This window comes from Rice orange leaf phytoplasma (genome assembly GCF_001866375.1).
Lineage (GTDB): Bacteria > Bacillota_I > Bacilli_A > Acholeplasmatales > Acholeplasmataceae > Phytoplasma > Phytoplasma asteris.
In genome coordinates this window covers 40,838-55,678 of record NZ_MIEP01000005.1, presented here as the reverse complement: position 1 = coordinate 55,678, position 14,841 = coordinate 40,838, and the positions used below count along the sequence as shown (strand labels likewise).

12 protein-coding genes and 1 tRNA gene are annotated in these 14,841 nt (G+C 26.3%); 2 read left to right on the top strand and 11 right to left on the bottom strand.

What is annotated here, in order from left to right; translation table 11 throughout:
- Positions 1-155: 155 nt before the first annotated feature.
- From BHE82_RS02215 to BHE82_RS02190, 6 genes are all read right to left on the bottom strand, one after another.
- A tRNA-Leu gene (locus tag BHE82_RS02215) sits at positions 156-240 on the bottom strand.
- 179 nt (positions 241-419) lie between these two features.
- Positions 420-2,120 (bottom strand): transporter substrate-binding domain-containing protein, encoded by a 1,701-nt coding sequence (locus BHE82_RS02210; protein ID WP_257608393.1) that lies wholly within the window; start codon positions 2,118-2,120, stop codon positions 420-422.
- 145 nt (positions 2,121-2,265) lie between these two features.
- Positions 2,266-4,125: a transporter substrate-binding domain-containing protein gene (locus BHE82_RS02205; RefSeq protein ID WP_071345629.1), complete on the bottom strand. Its 1,860-nt coding sequence runs from the start codon at positions 4,123-4,125 to the stop codon at positions 2,266-2,268.
- Between the two features lie 163 nt (positions 4,126-4,288).
- Positions 4,289-5,962, bottom strand: a complete 1,674-nt coding sequence (gene argS / locus BHE82_RS02200) for an arginine--tRNA ligase (protein WP_071345628.1) — start codon at positions 5,960-5,962, stop codon at positions 4,289-4,291.
- A gap of 892 nt (positions 5,963-6,854) precedes the next feature.
- The gene (locus BHE82_RS02195; protein ID WP_071345627.1) at positions 6,855-7,733 is read right to left on the bottom strand and encodes a deoxyribonuclease IV; all 879 of its coding nucleotides are present in this window, start codon (positions 7,731-7,733) and stop codon (positions 6,855-6,857) included.
- A 91-nt stretch (positions 7,734-7,824) separates the two neighbouring features.
- The gene (locus tag BHE82_RS02190) at positions 7,825-9,318 is read right to left on the bottom strand and encodes a DEAD/DEAH box helicase (RefSeq protein ID WP_084024644.1); all 1,494 of its coding nucleotides are present in this window, start codon (positions 9,316-9,318) and stop codon (positions 7,825-7,827) included.
- Positions 9,319-9,502: 184 nt separating this feature from the next.
- On the opposite strand from BHE82_RS02190, the gene BHE82_RS03235 reads away from it, so the two are divergent.
- A complete protein-coding gene (locus BHE82_RS03235; RefSeq protein ID WP_069028188.1) occupies positions 9,503-9,751 on the top strand; it encodes a hypothetical protein in 249 nt (82 codons plus the stop codon).
- Between the two features lie 88 nt (positions 9,752-9,839).
- Here the strand turns inward: BHE82_RS03235 and BHE82_RS02180 are convergent, their stop codons facing one another.
- The 5 genes from BHE82_RS02180 to BHE82_RS02170 form a co-directional block, all read right to left on the bottom strand.
- Positions 9,840-10,061, bottom strand: a complete 222-nt coding sequence (locus BHE82_RS02180) for a hypothetical protein (RefSeq protein ID WP_071345626.1) — start codon at positions 10,059-10,061, stop codon at positions 9,840-9,842.
- Positions 10,058-10,237, bottom strand: a complete 180-nt coding sequence (locus BHE82_RS02175) for a hypothetical protein (RefSeq protein WP_071345625.1) — start codon at positions 10,235-10,237, stop codon at positions 10,058-10,060. The genes BHE82_RS02180 and BHE82_RS02175 overlap by 4 nt, the downstream gene beginning before the upstream one ends.
- Positions 10,238-10,448: 211 nt before the next feature.
- Complete coding sequence (locus BHE82_RS03230; protein ID WP_180365492.1) at positions 10,449-10,598, bottom strand: hypothetical protein; 150 nt, start codon at positions 10,596-10,598, stop codon at positions 10,449-10,451.
- Positions 10,599-10,649: 51 nt separating this feature from the next.
- Entirely contained in the window at positions 10,650-10,820 is a 171-nt protein-coding gene (locus BHE82_RS03225) for a hypothetical protein (protein ID WP_165383244.1), read from the bottom strand.
- A 35-nt stretch (positions 10,821-10,855) separates the two neighbouring features.
- Positions 10,856-11,080 carry a hypothetical protein gene (locus BHE82_RS02170; RefSeq protein ID WP_071345624.1) on the bottom strand — a complete coding sequence of 75 codons (225 nt, stop codon included), beginning with the start codon at positions 11,078-11,080 and terminating at the stop codon, positions 10,856-10,858.
- A gap of 489 nt (positions 11,081-11,569) precedes the next feature.
- Between BHE82_RS02170 and uvrA the strand changes: the two genes are divergently transcribed.
- Positions 11,570-14,488 (top strand): excinuclease ABC subunit UvrA, encoded by a 2,919-nt coding sequence (gene uvrA / locus BHE82_RS02160; protein ID WP_071345622.1) that lies wholly within the window; start codon positions 11,570-11,572, stop codon positions 14,486-14,488.
- Positions 14,489-14,841 lie beyond the last annotated feature (353 nt).

The following is a 14,841-nucleotide window of genomic DNA, read 5'->3' as shown; positions in this document are numbered from 1 at the left end:
ATTGGGAAAAGAGGCAAGAAAGAGGCAAGAAATCAAAATTGTTGTTTCAAATCATTTTTTAAAAAATAAAACAAATAAAAAAACACATGAAATTCATGCAATTTTTTATTTGTTATTTCTTTTCATAGATGCAATTATAAATAAAAATAAATTAATGGTACTGATGGTCGGACTCGAACCGACATGAGTATTGCTCGCTTAATTTTGAGTCAAGTGCGTCTACCATTCCGCCACATCAGCTTTTTGTTTTAAATGATAAAAACATCATACTTATATATTATATCATTTTTATTTTGATTTTTGTTTTTTTTCCTCAAAATCATAAACCAAAATAATATTTACATTCCCGCCACCCAAAAAAGACCACATTAGCTAATGGCCTTTTATCAGGTTTCTGTGTTAAAACTTTGAAAAATTATTTATTTATGAAGGATATTTTTAGTAAATATTTTGTTTAATAAATTAGTAATGCTGATAATGATTAAGTAAAAACAAGATATTGTAACAAAAGGTAGAATCGGATTAAAGGTAGAGCCCATATTGCTTTGTGCTTGCCAAGAAAGTTCGGCAATTCCTATAATGGCAAAAAAAGAACTATCCTTAATGTTTGTGATGAATTGTTGGATAATAAAAGGAACTGATCTTTTTAAAGCTTGGGGGAAGATAATAGAGAAAAAAACTTGCTTTTGGTTCATCCCTAAAGAATGAGCGGCTTCAATTTGTCCTTTATTTAAGAATTTAATATTTTGCATTAAAATTACAGTAATGTTTGCTAAAGAATTAAGTACTAAAACAAAAAGACCTGCATACAAACGTTTAATTTCAAAAAGATCTTTGCAAAGATAACCAATACCATAAAAAACAAGCATTGCTTGGGCAGCTACAGGAATTCCTTTTAAAATAAAAAATAAAGTATCTAAAAAATAAGTTGTTCCTTTGTTAATATTTAATATTATTTTATTATGGGATTGAGAGTTTTTAATTAAAGTATATGAAGTTGCAAATAAAAAACCAATAATAAGACCATCAATAGCTAAAATTAAAGTGGTTTTGAGTCCTTCTAGATAAGATGGAAAACTTTCTTTTATTTGATGCCAAGTAGTGCTTTTAGAAAGCATGTCTTTGTGGTTGTCAAAAACTGTTTTTAATCTTGTTTCTGATTCGCTTTCTATTTTTTTTATTTGATTGTCTATTTGTTTGTATTTATCGTTGTCTTTTGTTAAATTTTTACCTTTTTCCTTTAAATCTATAATGTCTTGTAAACTTTGGTTTTCATCTTTTGTAACTAATTTTAAATCGCATAAAATTTTATCCATTTTTTCTTTTAATTCTAGGCTTCGGATTTCTTTTTCTCCTTTAGGCAAAAATATCCCTAAACCTTGAGGACAAACAGAATATTTTGAATCATCTGAGGTCATATCAAAATATACTAAGTCATCTTCTTTTTGACAAGCACATCTAGCCAAATAATTATCTATTACAAAAATATCTGATTTTCCTTGTAAAACATCTTGAAAACATGCAGGAGGACTAGTTAATTCGTTGTTTTTTTTAACATGTGATTTGATATCATCTTTATTTGTTATTTCATCTTCAATCATTTTGATTGCAGCAGTGCTAGTAACTGTTACAAATTTAATTGGTTTTTGAGGTGCACCTTTTTCTTTTAATTTTTGGCAAAATTCCTTATATTCTATTTTTTTATTTTCAACTATTTCTTTGAATCTGTCATCTTTTTTTCTTACTACCATGCTTGTTGCAGTTTGTGTGTAGGCTTTAGAAACTATGAAATTTTCTTTTCTTTGGTCTGTAATACTTAAAGTTGTAATTGCCAAATCTACAGTTCCTTGCTCTAATGAAGTTAGAACTCCTGCAAAATCAAAGACATGAATTTCTAAATTATACTCTAATCTTTCAGCTACATCCTTGATTAAATCTATATCGAATCCTGCTATATATTCGCCATTTGTAGCTTTTATAGCGTTTTTTTGATTTGTAGCTTTAAAAGTATTGGGAATAGAACTATTAGTCATTGCTACTTTTAAAGTTTTGGAATATTTTTGAAGATTTTGTTTTTTTGTTTTGGTTGAAAAATGCCATCCAAATACTGAAAAATGCAACCATACCAACAATATAGAGCTAATTGATAATGTAATAATTTTGAATATTTTTATATTATTTTTCTTTTGGAAAATATTTTTTAAAAATGAGTTTTTATTAATTAAATTAATGAAATTGTTCACTTCCTTTTCTATTCTTTTTCTTTTATTTTTTCAATTTAATATTTTTTTCTAACATTTTGCTTAAAAAACCAGTCATACTAATAATTATTAAATAAAAACAAGATATCATTACAAAAGGCAAGATTGGATTTAAGGTAGCTCCCATATTGCTTTGTGCTTTCCAAGAAAGTTCGGCAACTCCTATAATGGCAAAAAAAGAACTATCCTTAATGTTTGTGATTAATTGTTGCAAAATAAAAGGAACTGACCTTTTTAAAGTTTGAGGAAAGACAATAGAGAGAAAAACTTGCTTTTGGTTCATCCCCAAAGAATGAGCAGCTTCAATTTGTCCTTTATCTAAGAATTTAATATTTTGCATTAAAATCATTGTAATACTTGCTAAAGAATTAAGTATTAAAACAAAAATTCCTGCGTGTAAAGGATTAAAATTTCCTTTAAAAAGAAAAGTAATGCTGTAATAAATAAGCATTGCTTGAGCGGCTACAGGAATGCCCTTTAAGACAAAAAACAAAGCATTTATGGAAGTATTTAATATTTTTATTATAGCAACTATCAAGAAATTATTTTTGTGATAATCTAATTTTATATTTTTAATTAAAGTGCATATAATAGCTAATAAAAAGCCAACAATAAGACTGTCAATAGCTAAAATTAAAGTAGTTTTGAGTCCTTTTAGATAAGATGGAATGGTTTTTTGGGCTTGGATGAAAATCTTTTTTGTTGGTAGTTCAATTGTTTCTTTGTTTTCATTAAAGACTTCATCTAGTCGTTTTTTTACTTTTTTTTCTATTTCTTCTATTTTATTTTTATCTTCTGAACTAACTTCTTCTTTGCTAGTTTCTTTTAATTCATGATTTTTTTTCTTTAAGTCTATGATGTCTTGGAATTCGCCTTTTTCATCTTTTTTAATTAAATCCAATTTTACCAACGCTGCATTTATCTTTTCTTGTAAATTTGGTATTCTTCTATCTTCATCATTTTTTTTAGGAAAAAATATTCCTAAACCTTGGGGACAAGTAGAATGTTCTAAGTTATCAGAATGCACATCAAAATATGTCAAATCTTGATTTATTTCACAAGCCCATCTAGCTAAACAATTATCTGTTATAAACATATCTGATTTTCCTTGTAAAATATCAGTAAAACATGCAGATGAACTTGTTAATTCGTTATTTTTGATGACATATTCTTTTTCTTTATTAGTATCTGATTTGATTTTTTCAATTACTGGGATTGCAACAGTATTTAGAAATGTTATAAATTTAATGGGTTTTTCTTTTTCTAAATCTTTTAATTTTTGGCAAAATTCATTATAATTTATTTTTATTTCTTTGTTATTGTTTGGCTCTTGTTGTTTTCTTAAATTATCCAATAAATCATCAAATCTTTTGTTTCTTACTACTATGCTGGTTCCAGTTTGCATATAGGCTTTAGAAACATCGTATTTTTCTTTTCTTTTGTCTGTAATACTCAAAGACGCAACTGCGATGTCAATTGTTTCTTGTTCTAAGGCATTAAGAAGTCCTGCAAAATCAAAGACATGAAATTCTAATTCTAAATCTAGTTTATCAGCTATATTATTGATTAAATCAATATCAAAACCCGCTATATATTCACTGTTTACAGCTTTTTTGGCCTTCTTTCCCTCATTTTGTTCTAAAACTTTAAAAACATTAGGAGCAGAATTGTTGTTAACTCCTACTTTTAAAATGGTTTTCTTTTTGGAATTATTTTTTATATGGAAATATCCAAATATGGATAAATTCAGCCATATTAAAAATAAAAAACTAATTAATAATGCAGTAATTTTTAACATTTGGGTTTTATTGGTATTTTGGAAAATGTTTTTAAAAAAATGTTTTTTATCAATGAAAATAATCACTTCCTTCTTTTAATTATTGGGTAGTTGTTTGGGTTTTCTTTTTTTAGTTTTTTAGTTTTGGATTTGTGGATTTGATTTTTCAATCCAAAATAAAAAAAGTCTTTGCAGACTTTTCTTTGGGATTTAATTGTTTTATGAAAAATAAGGTATTTTTTAAAAATTACTACATATTTTCTAAAAAAGGAACCCCTAAAATTCTTAAACTTTCTTTAAGAGTGATAAAAACTGCTTGGATTAATAAAAGATTAGTGTTTGTAGTGGTTTTATCATCTGTTAAAATCTTTTCTTGTGAATATAAAAAGTTAACATTTTGAGTTATTTTTAACATATATCTTGCCAAAATACTTGGCATATTGTCTTTTTGGGCTTTTTGCAAAATTAAAGGAAACTGGTCTAATAATTTTACTAAAATAAAATAATGGTCTTTTTGATAAATGGTTTTGTCAATTAAGTTTGTGTCTAGTTTTTCTTTGTTTAAAAGGGAATTTAGACGTGCTGCTGTGTATTGAAGATAAGGTCCTGTTTGTCCTTTAAATTGTAAAATAGTTTCTAAATTAAAATCAATATCTAGATGTCTATCGTTTTTAAGGTCGTTAAAAATGATGGCTCCTACAGCGATTTTGCGTGCAGTTTGGTTAAGATTTGATAAATGAGGATTTTTTTCTTCAATGATTTTTTGGGCTAAAATAGTAGCTTGATTAATTACTTCAATTAAGGTAGTAAATTTGTGATGTCTAGTAGAAATTTTTTTGCCATCCATCAAAACTAAACCAAAATTAATGTGTTTTATTTTAGTGTCACAGTATCCCATTTTTTCAATTATTTGGGCTAATTGTTTAAAGTAAAGTTTTTGTTCGTTGCCTACAACATATAAAACATTTTGACAATTAAAAGTGTTAAAACGATATTTAAAAGTAGTTAGATCTCTTGTTAAATACAAGGTGCTGCCATTAGTTTTTTTCACTAAACCAGGAGGTAAATTATCAAGTTCTATAAGCAAAACTTGGTCTTCTTCTTTTAAAAGTTTTTTTTGTTCTAATTCTTCAAAAAGAGGAGCGATTTTGTCATTATAAAAAGATTCTCCCAAGAAAAAATCAAATGAAATCCCCAAAATATCATAAATTTTGCAAAATTCTTGTAAAGACACTTCGCGGAACCATTTCCACAAATCGAGATATTTTTGGTTTTGTTGTTCTAATTGTAAAAAAGCAAAATTGGCTTGTTCGTTTAATTCAGGATTGGTTTTGGCTTGTTGATGGAAAAAAACATATAATTTTTGTAGTTCGTTAATTGGGTCTTTTAGTATTTTTTCTTTGTTGCCCCATTTTTGATAAGCTACAATCATTTTACCAAATTGGGTTCCCCAATCTCCTAAGTGATTGATTCCTACTACCTCAAAACCTAATTTTTGATAAATATTTTTGAGAGCGTTTCCAATAACAGTAGAACGCAGATGACCAACAGAAAAGTTTTTAGCAATATTAGGAGAAGAATAATCAATAACTATGATTTGATTTTGATTGGGAAAATTGCCATAATTAGCTTGTAATTCGTTGATTTTGAGTAATATTTCGTAAGCTAATGAAGCTCTTTTGATTTTGATATTTATAAAACCGTTTAAAAACATTAATTCTTGGATTTCGTTTATTTTGACAAGGTTTTTTTTGATATTTTCAAAAATAATATGAGGGTTAGTTTTGGTTTTTTTGGCATAAGCAAACAAAGGTAAAGAAAAATCAAATTTGTCATTTTCCAGTTGTTCTTGTAAAATTAATTCTTCTAATAAAACTTTTTGGATTGCATTTTGGATTTTGCTTTTGATGGTTTGTAAATTCATGATTGCAGTTCCTTTCTTTTTGGATTGTAAAATAAAAAATGATTCCTGAATGATGACAATAAATGATAAAATAATGAAATTATTAAAAACTTTTTACCTAAAATTTGTCTCGTTAATTTTTTGATAAACATTTTTGATATTTTAAGATATATAAACATATTTTATAAAACTATTATAGCATTTTTTATAATTTTTGTTTGAAAAAAGTTAAGATACTTATTTTGGCATTTGTAAATTAGATAGAAAAATATTAAGAATTGCAAAAAAATTTTTGTTGTTGGGTTTGGTTTGGTTTAATTTTATTAATAAAATGTTTTTAAATTCATTTATGCATTTTTTTATTCATAACATTTTATTAAATAATATTAAAAAATAGCCTAAATGTTAAAAAGTACTCTTTTTATATTTTGGTATTCCTAATTAAAATTAAAAAAACAACTCTTTAATTTGCAAAAGAGTTGTTAAATAATAAATTATTTTTTTAATTAGAAAGTAAATATTTTATCTAGTTTGGTAAGGTTAGTTAATATTTCTTAAAAAATCAACTTTTAAACCAAATTTTAATATTAAAATTAATAAAATAATACCAATAATTATTTTGATGATACTATGTAAAAAGAAAAAAAATAATCCGATGATAAAAGCAATAATTATCATTTGATAATTGGGATTTAATGTGTTCCAAAAAGAAAATATATTGCTTATAATTTGTTTTTTATCGATGATTTTAAAACCTTACTAATAATTGTATTTTTCGATGTTCAACATTATTAAAATGCTATATTAAAAGTCTAAAATAGTTTTAGAAAATATTTTAATAAAAAATAAACACCAATATTAATTATAAGTGATTTTGGATTTTTTCAAACTTGTTTTAATAATTAGTTTGTTTTTAAAATAATTTTTTTAATTCGGGGTTAAAAACTTTGGCTTTAATCATTTCAATTTCGCGTTTATAAGGTGCTTTGTCATTGATATAGGGAGTTTCTAAAATTTTAGGGATACAAGCAAAAGCACGATGATAGATAATTTTGAGTAAAGTTTCAAAACCGATTTTGCCAAAACCGATGTTTTCATGGCGGTCTTTGTGACTATTACATTCGTTTTTAGAGTCGTTAATATGAATTACAGAGATATTTTGAAATCCTAAAATGGAATCTATCTTTTGGATAATTTCTTCTAAGTTTTCTTTTAAATCATAGCCAGCATCAAAAAGATGACAAGTATCAAGACAAAAAGAAACTCTTGTGTTGTTTTTAACTTGGGTTCTTATTTGTTGCAATTCTTCTAGGTTTTTCCCAATTTCAGTTCCCTTGCCTGCCATAGTTTCTAAGGCAACTTGAGTTTTTAAATGTTTAGTTTTTTCAAAAATTAAATCAAGGCTTTGAGCAATTAAACTAATTCCTTCTTGGAGGTTTGTTTTGAGATAGTTTCCTGGATGTAAAACCATTTTATTAATTTTCATTGCTGCAAAACGTTCTAATTCTTGGGATAAAAAATCAATTGCAAAATTCCTTTTAGTCTCGTCGGGATTAGCAAGATTGATAATATAAGGAGCGTGCCCTACCAAATTATTTAAAGATAAATTGTTGTTTTGGACAATTTCTAAGGCTTCTTTAATTTTTAATTCTTCGGTTTTGGTTCTTATCGTATTTTGTGGAGCACCGCTATAAACCATCAAAGCATTAGCACCATAAGAAATGGCAGTTTGGATGGCTCCTTGAAAATTATGTGGTTTTTTCATAGCAACATGGCTTCCCAAAAATAACATGATAAAAGCTCCTTTATTGTTTTGTTTTTTGATTTATTAGTTATAAATTAGTTTAGTTTTTTCTTGATAATTAGTTTTGTAATTCGTTAATTTATTTTTTTGATGGTTTTTGTGATTTGTATTTGGCTTTTGGTTTGAATTTTGTTTGTAAAAAAGTACTTTTGCTTTTGGGGGATTGGTTTTCTTTTTGGTTCTTTTTCTTATAATTGGGTTTTACTTGTTTGCTTTTAGTTTTTTTGTTGTTGTTTGTTTCTTGGACTGTGTTTTGAGTTTTATTTGGTGTTTCCAAAGTAGAATCTTTATTATTTTCTTTTTTAGGAAGTTTGGATTCTTTGGTAAATTTGTTTTGTTTGAAAAATTGTTTTTGGCTAGATTGGTTGTAATTGTTTTTTTGGTTAGTTTGATTGTTTTGATTTTTTTGAATGTTTTTGGTATTTTTATTTTTTTTATTTGGCTTATCAGTTTTGGTAGTTGTAATAGTTTTGTAATTTTGAGTTCTTATAAAACCATCTTTATTTAAAGAGGCTTGATGAAAAGTAATTCCTAATTGAATTAATTTATTAATTTTGTCTTTTTGTTTAATGTCTTGGGGGTCGTACAAAACAATGATTTCACCTTTTTTGCCCATTCTTGATGTTCTACCACTTCTGTGGAAAAAAAATTCAAGGTGTGAAGGTAAGTTGTAGTGAATAACACAAGAAGCATCAAAATCAATTCCTCTAGCTGCAAGATCTGATGCAATTACGTACTGATATTTTAATTTATGGATAGCTTTAAGGCTTTGTTTTCTTTGTTTAACTGATAAAGCAGAGTTGTAATTAAGCAATTTGAGACTGTCATTTTGTAAAGTTTGAAATACTAATTCTTGTTCTTTTTTTTCATTGACAAATACGAGTGCTAAATAAGGATTAAGGACTTTGGTAAGATGAATTAAGGTCTGCATTCTGCTTGTAGTTGTTTCTAATAAATAAAAAGTACGATTAAGATTACTTTGTTTATAAACATCAATAAAAGTAGATTTACCAAAATAACGATTAATAAAAGGTTTTAATTGTTCGGTAATGGTAGCTGAAAATAATAAAATTTTGGCTTTAAGATGATTAATTAAAGGGTCTAGAGAAGTTAAAAATACCTCATCAAACATCATATCAGCTTCATCAAGGACTAAATAAGATACATATTTTAAGTTAATTTTTTTGAGTTTAAACGCGTATTCTAATAACTTATCGGGAGTTGCAATAATTAATGGAGGTTGTTTTTTTTCAAAAGTAGCAATTGTTTTTTGTTTATCCATTCCTCCGTAAAGAATTTTGGTAAAATTAGTTTTTTCAATTTGTTTAAACATTTCCCATACTTGAAATACTAAATCATTGGTAGGGACTAAAATAATTGCTTGAGTAAATGGTTTTTGGAAATCAATTTTACTTAATATCGGTAAAAGATAAGCATGGGTTTTGCCTGTTCCTGTAGGAGCAATTCCTACTAGATTACCTGGTTTTTCAAATTGTGAAAAGACTTCTTTTTGGATGGGAGTTAAAGTTTGGAATTGAAGTTGTAATATTTTTTTTGGAATATAGTTTTGCAAGTTAGAAACCTCCTTAAATCATATATATTATACCAGTATTTTGGTAATTTGGAAGTATTTTAGTAATAAATTAATTTTGTTGCAATAAATTGTTGAAAAAAACTTATTTCCAGTTAAAATATAAGTAAGTCTTTGACTTGATTATAAATTATAATGACATATATTAAGGAAAGAAAATAGGGTAATGAAAACAAATAAAAATAATAAGAATAATAATAAGAAAAAGAAAAAACAAAACAATAATGATTTAAAACAAAGTAATAAATATAATAATAAAACTAAATTAACCAAAGATAATAAAAATGTTAAATCAAATAAAAAAGGTTTTAACTTTAGTTTTTCTAATTTATTAGCTTGGGGTGTTGTTGTTTGTTTGTGTTCAATTCCTTTATATTATATATCTGCTACTGTTTGGGAACAAATAAAGAAATAATTAAAATTTAATCTAAGATATAAAAAAACTATTTTCTTAATGAAAATAGTTTTTATCTTTATATATGGATTGTTTAGTTAATCAATTGTTATTTAGTATTTTTGTCTAATTCTTCTTTTCCTTTGGGAGATAATTCTTTGTATATTACATTATAAAGATTTTGTTGTTCTTTTAAGGCATAATCTAATTTTATCTTGTCTCTTTTAATTTCAGTTTCTAGATTATTTTTTGCCTTAATTGCTTTTTGTTTTGCAGCTAACTTGGCTTCGATTTTAGTTTGTAATTCCTTTTCTGGTGTTATTCCCCTCATTTGTTGCTGATATAAATTAAAATTTTAATATGTTCATCATATTCCTTTTGATATTGTTCTATTTTGGGGTCTTTTTCTTTAGTAGCAATTTTTCTTTGTAATTCTTCAATTTTTCTTTGATAATCTTCAATCTCTTTTTTTATTTCTTTTAATTCATTAATTTTGTTGCGGTCCAAGCTTGTTTAGTTATTTTCTGATTCATTTTTTCCTTTATCAATGAATGATTTATCTTTATCTATGTTGTTAATTAAGTCGTTATTGTGTTTAATTTCATCATCTATTTTAATCATTTCTGGTAATTGTTGGTTTTGAAAAGTTGCAGCTTTAATGCGTTCTAAGGCTTCATCAATCTGTTGTTTATATTCGTTATATGCTTTTGGTGATAATTTATTTTTTTAGTTTAGGTAGTAAAAAAGATTGCATTATGTGTTTCACGAAGTTTAAACCGTCTTCTTGGGTTGGTTCAATTTCTTTTCTTTCGATTTCTTGTTTTATGTCATCCATTTTATTTTTAATATCTAAAGGTGCATTTGCCATATAGTATTCAAATTCAAATTTAGAATTAAGTTATCTAAATAAATGAAACAGTTAGTTATTACTTCCTGTTGTGCTTGTAGTTGTTTTGCTTGTGTCTTCTTTGGCAGGTTCTTGTTTAGATTTTAAAACCCAACAAATACCTAAAATTAATCCTAACATTAATACTGTAAATTCTACTGTTAATATTATAAAATTTTTATTATTTTTTTGTTGTAAATGCATTTTCAATTCCTTTTTATTTAATTTATTAGTTATATTTAATTAAGTAATTGCTCTTTTTCTCTAAGTTTTTCCAATTCTTCTAAAATATCATTAACTTCTTTTATTAATCTTTCTTGAACTTCTTTTATTTCTTTTGTTTTTTTACCGTCTGAATTTGATATTGCAGTTTCTAAATCATTTTCAGAATCTTTTAATGGTTTTTTAATTTGTGATAATCTTAGTTTTAATGATATTTGTTGGGAATTAATTTGTTCTAGCATAAGTTGTTTTTTTTGTCATTTTCGGTCTGCCTGATATCATTTCATTATTGTTTTCAATTTCATCATCTATTTTACCTATTATTTTTTTTGCGTATTCATTTGACTCCTCTACTTTTTTACTTTGTGTTTTGTTTTTTTTGAAACTCTTCGATTGATGTGAATATAAAACAAATAACAAAAAATACAATTGCAATTACAACTACAGGTTTATTTAGTTTTTTTATCTTTAATAAATGGATTCCAAAAAAACATTCCTTTACTCTCCTTTTAGTTTTCAGGGAATAAAAAAACTCCCTTACCTTTATTTTACTCTTTTTTTTGCAAGTTTTTTGCTCATTTTCCATTAATTTTCTCATCTTTTATATCATTTTTCTTATCTTTTCTTACTTTTTACTAATCTTTTTTGTTATAATTAACAAAGAAATTATTATTTATAAATAATATATATAAGCCGATATAAATATAAAGGAATATATTAAAGGAATTAAAATGAAAACCAATAAACATCAATTTATTAAAGTTCGCGGAGCTCGTCAAAATAATTTAAAAAATATTAATATTGATATTCCCAAAAATAAATTAGTTATTATAACAGGATTATCAGGTTCTGGCAAATCTTCTTTAGCTTTTGATACTTTATATCAAGAAGGAAAAAGAAGATATGTAGAATCATTAAGTGCTTATGCTAGACAATTTTTAGGTAGTTTTGAAAAACCTGATGTAGATAGTATTGAAGGCTTGAGTCCTTCTATTAGTATTGACCAAAAAACAACTTCTAATAATCCTCGTTCTACTGTGGGAACTATTACAGAAATATATGATTATTTAAGATTAATTTATGCCAATATTGCAGTTCCTTTTCATCCTGAAAAAAATATTGTCTTAGAAAAACAAACCAAAGAACAAATGATTACTAAAACTAATCAAATATTTTCCAAGCAACTAATATTAATTCTTGCTCCTATAATTGAAAGAAAAAAAGGTACCCATCAAAAAACCTTAGAAGCTCTTGCCAAAGATGGTTTTAATAGAGTAATGATTAATGATACTATTTATTTAATGGATGATATTCCTTCTTTATCAAAAAATCAATATCATAATATTTATGTAGTAATTGATCGTTTTGAAGTTAATTCAGATAATCAAACTCGTCTTTTTGAAGCCTTAGAACAAGCTCTAAATTTAGCTCAAGGAAAAGTTTTTATTATGAATTATCAAAGTAAAAATAGTAATGATAGTAATAAGAATGAAAACAACAATAAAAACCATCAAATATTAAAACTAAATTGCAATTATCATTTAGAAGGTATTAATTTTGATATTCCCTTGCGCGAATCAAGACTTTTTTCATTTAATACTCCTTTAGGAGCTTGCCAAATTTGTAAAGGGATTGGAAAAACAGCAGAAATTGATTGCGATATGATTCTAGATTATGAAAAACCATTAAATAAAGGTGCAATTTTAATTTTTAAAAGTAATAATGAATATAATAATTTTGCTAGCAAAGAACAAGAATTAAAAGTTGTATGCAATCATTATCAAATTGATATGACTGTTCCTTTAAAAAAAATAGATCCCCAAAAACTAAATATTATTCTTTATGGTTCACCTAACCAAATTCCTTTAACGCCTCCTTTGCGTTTTTCTCGTTTTTCCAAAAATACCACCACCAAAACTCCTAAATATGATTTTTTTGAAGGTATAGCTTCTATGCTTAAAAGACGTTTTGAAGAAACAACCAGCGAATGGCTCAAAAAATTGCTTTCTAATTATATGATGGAAAAAAAATGCAAAACATGCCAAGGACAAAGACTTAATCAAGGGGCTTTACTTTTTAAAATTAATAATAAAAATATTTATGAAATAACTGATTTATCAATTGAACAAACCCTTGCTTTTTTCCAAAATTTAGAATTGTCCAACGAAGAGACAAAAATTATTAATTTAGCTCTCAAAGAAGTTATTAATCGTCTTACTTTTTTACAAGAAATTGGGTTAGGATATCTTTCTTTATCGCGCAGTGGAGCAACTCTTTCGGGAGGAGAAGCACAAAGAATTAGACTTGCTACTCAAATTGGCTCCCAACTTTCAGGAGTACTTTATGTCCTTGATGAACCTTCTATTGGATTGCACCAAAAAGACAACGATCTTTTAATTAAATCACTTCAAAAAATGCGAGATTTAGGCAATTCTTTAATTGTAGTAGAACACGATCATGATACAATGCTTGCCTCTGATTATTTAATTGATATTGGTCCTCAAGCAGGCATTTTGGGAGGGAAAGTACAAGCTTTTGGCACACCCCAAGAAGTAATGCAAAACAAAAATAGCCTTACAGGAAAATACTTATCTAAACAAATCCAAATTACAGTTCCCAAAACTAGAAGAAAAGGCAATAAAGATCATATTTTAGTTACCAAAGCTTCTAAAAATAATCTTAAATCAATTGATGTTTGCTTTCCTATGCAACAATTAATTGTAGTTACAGGCGTTTCTGGTTCGGGAAAATCTACTTTAGTAAATGATGTTTTACTTGATTGTTTACAACAAAAATACAGCAAAAAAAACAAAACTCAACAAAAAGATTTTAGTCATTTAGTAAACGATTTTAACAAAGTCAAAAAAATAGTTGAAATTTCACAAGACCCAATTGGTAAAACTCCTCGCAGTAATCCCCTTACTTATACTGGTGTTTTTGATGAAATTAGAGAACTTTACTCCAAAACTAAAGAAGCCCAAATGAAAGGTTATAAAAAAGGGCGTTTTTCTTTTAACGTTAAAGGCGGTAGATGTGAGGCTTGTAGTGGCGATGGAGTTAAAAAAATATCTATGCATTTTTTACCAGATGTCTATGTTATGTGCGAAGCTTGTAAAGGAACTCGTTATCAAAAAGAAACTTTAAGCATCAAATACAAAGATAAAACTATTGCAGATATTCTTGCTATGAGTGTCGAAGAAGGGGTTTTATTTTTCCAAAATCATCCTAAAATTAAACATCAATTAGAAATTTTACAAAATGTAGGGCTTGGCTACATTAAATTAGGACAGTCCTCGCCAACTTTATCCGGAGGAGAAGCCCAACGAGTTAAATTAGCAAGCGAACTACAAAAAAAAGTTATTCCAGGTGCTTTGTATATTTTAGATGAACCTACCACAGGACTTCATTCAGAAGATGTTAGACAATTGCTTAAAGTTCTTCATCAAATGACAGATCAAAAAGCTACTATTATTGTAATTGAACATAATTTAGATGTAATTAAAAATGCTGATTATATCATTGATTTGGGTCCTGAAGGAGGAGTTTGTGGCGGATATGTAGTTGCAACAGGAACCCCAGAACAAGTAAGCCAAAATGAAAAAAGTTATACTGGTAAATATTTAAAAAAGATTCTTAACGAAGAAAAATAAATCCAAAATTTAAAGATGCAATCAAACTTTTAATTTAGACAAATCCCAACTAACTACATCCTAAACATTGGACTAATTAAAATCAATTTAACAATTTAAAAAACTAATATTTAAAAAAATTGCAAAATGGGCAAAAACAAAAACCACTTTTAAACTCACACCAACCAAACAATTTTAGGAAATATTTTATCCTTCTACAAAAAATATTTTAATTGCAACCTCACCAAAAAACCATTTAATCAGAAAGCAAAAATTACTAATAATTTCAAGAAATATTTAGTTATTATGGTATAATAAATAGTAGGAAGGAAAAGTAATTTACACAATTACAAAATTTATAAATGACAATTATT

Excerpts from the sequence above, each read along its gene's own strand:
- BHE82_RS02180 (WP_071345626.1), bottom strand. The coding sequence starts at position 10,061 with ATGAGGGGAATAACACCAGAAAAGGAATTACAAACTAAAATCGAAGCC.
- BHE82_RS03225 (WP_165383244.1), bottom strand. The coding sequence starts at position 10,820 with ATGCATTTACAACAAAAAAATAATAAAAATTTTATAATATTAACAGTA.
- BHE82_RS03230 (WP_180365492.1), bottom strand. The coding sequence starts at position 10,598 with ATGGCAAATGCACCTTTAGATATTAAAAATAAAATGGATGACATAAAA.
- BHE82_RS02170 (WP_071345624.1), bottom strand. The coding sequence starts at position 11,080 with ATGCTAGAACAAATTAATTCCCAACAAATATCATTAAAACTAAGATTA.
- BHE82_RS02195 (WP_071345627.1), bottom strand. The coding sequence starts at position 7,733 with ATGTTATTTTTGGGAAGCCATGTTGCTATGAAAAAACCACATAATTTT.
- argS (WP_071345628.1), bottom strand. The coding sequence starts at position 5,962 with ATGAATTTACAAACCATCAAAAGCAAAATCCAAAATGCAATCCAAAAA.
- BHE82_RS03235 (WP_069028188.1), top strand. The coding sequence starts at position 9,503 with ATGAAAACAAATAAAAATAATAAGAATAATAATAAGAAAAAGAAAAAA.
- uvrA (WP_071345622.1), top strand. The coding sequence starts at position 11,570 with ATGAAAACCAATAAACATCAATTTATTAAAGTTCGCGGAGCTCGTCAA.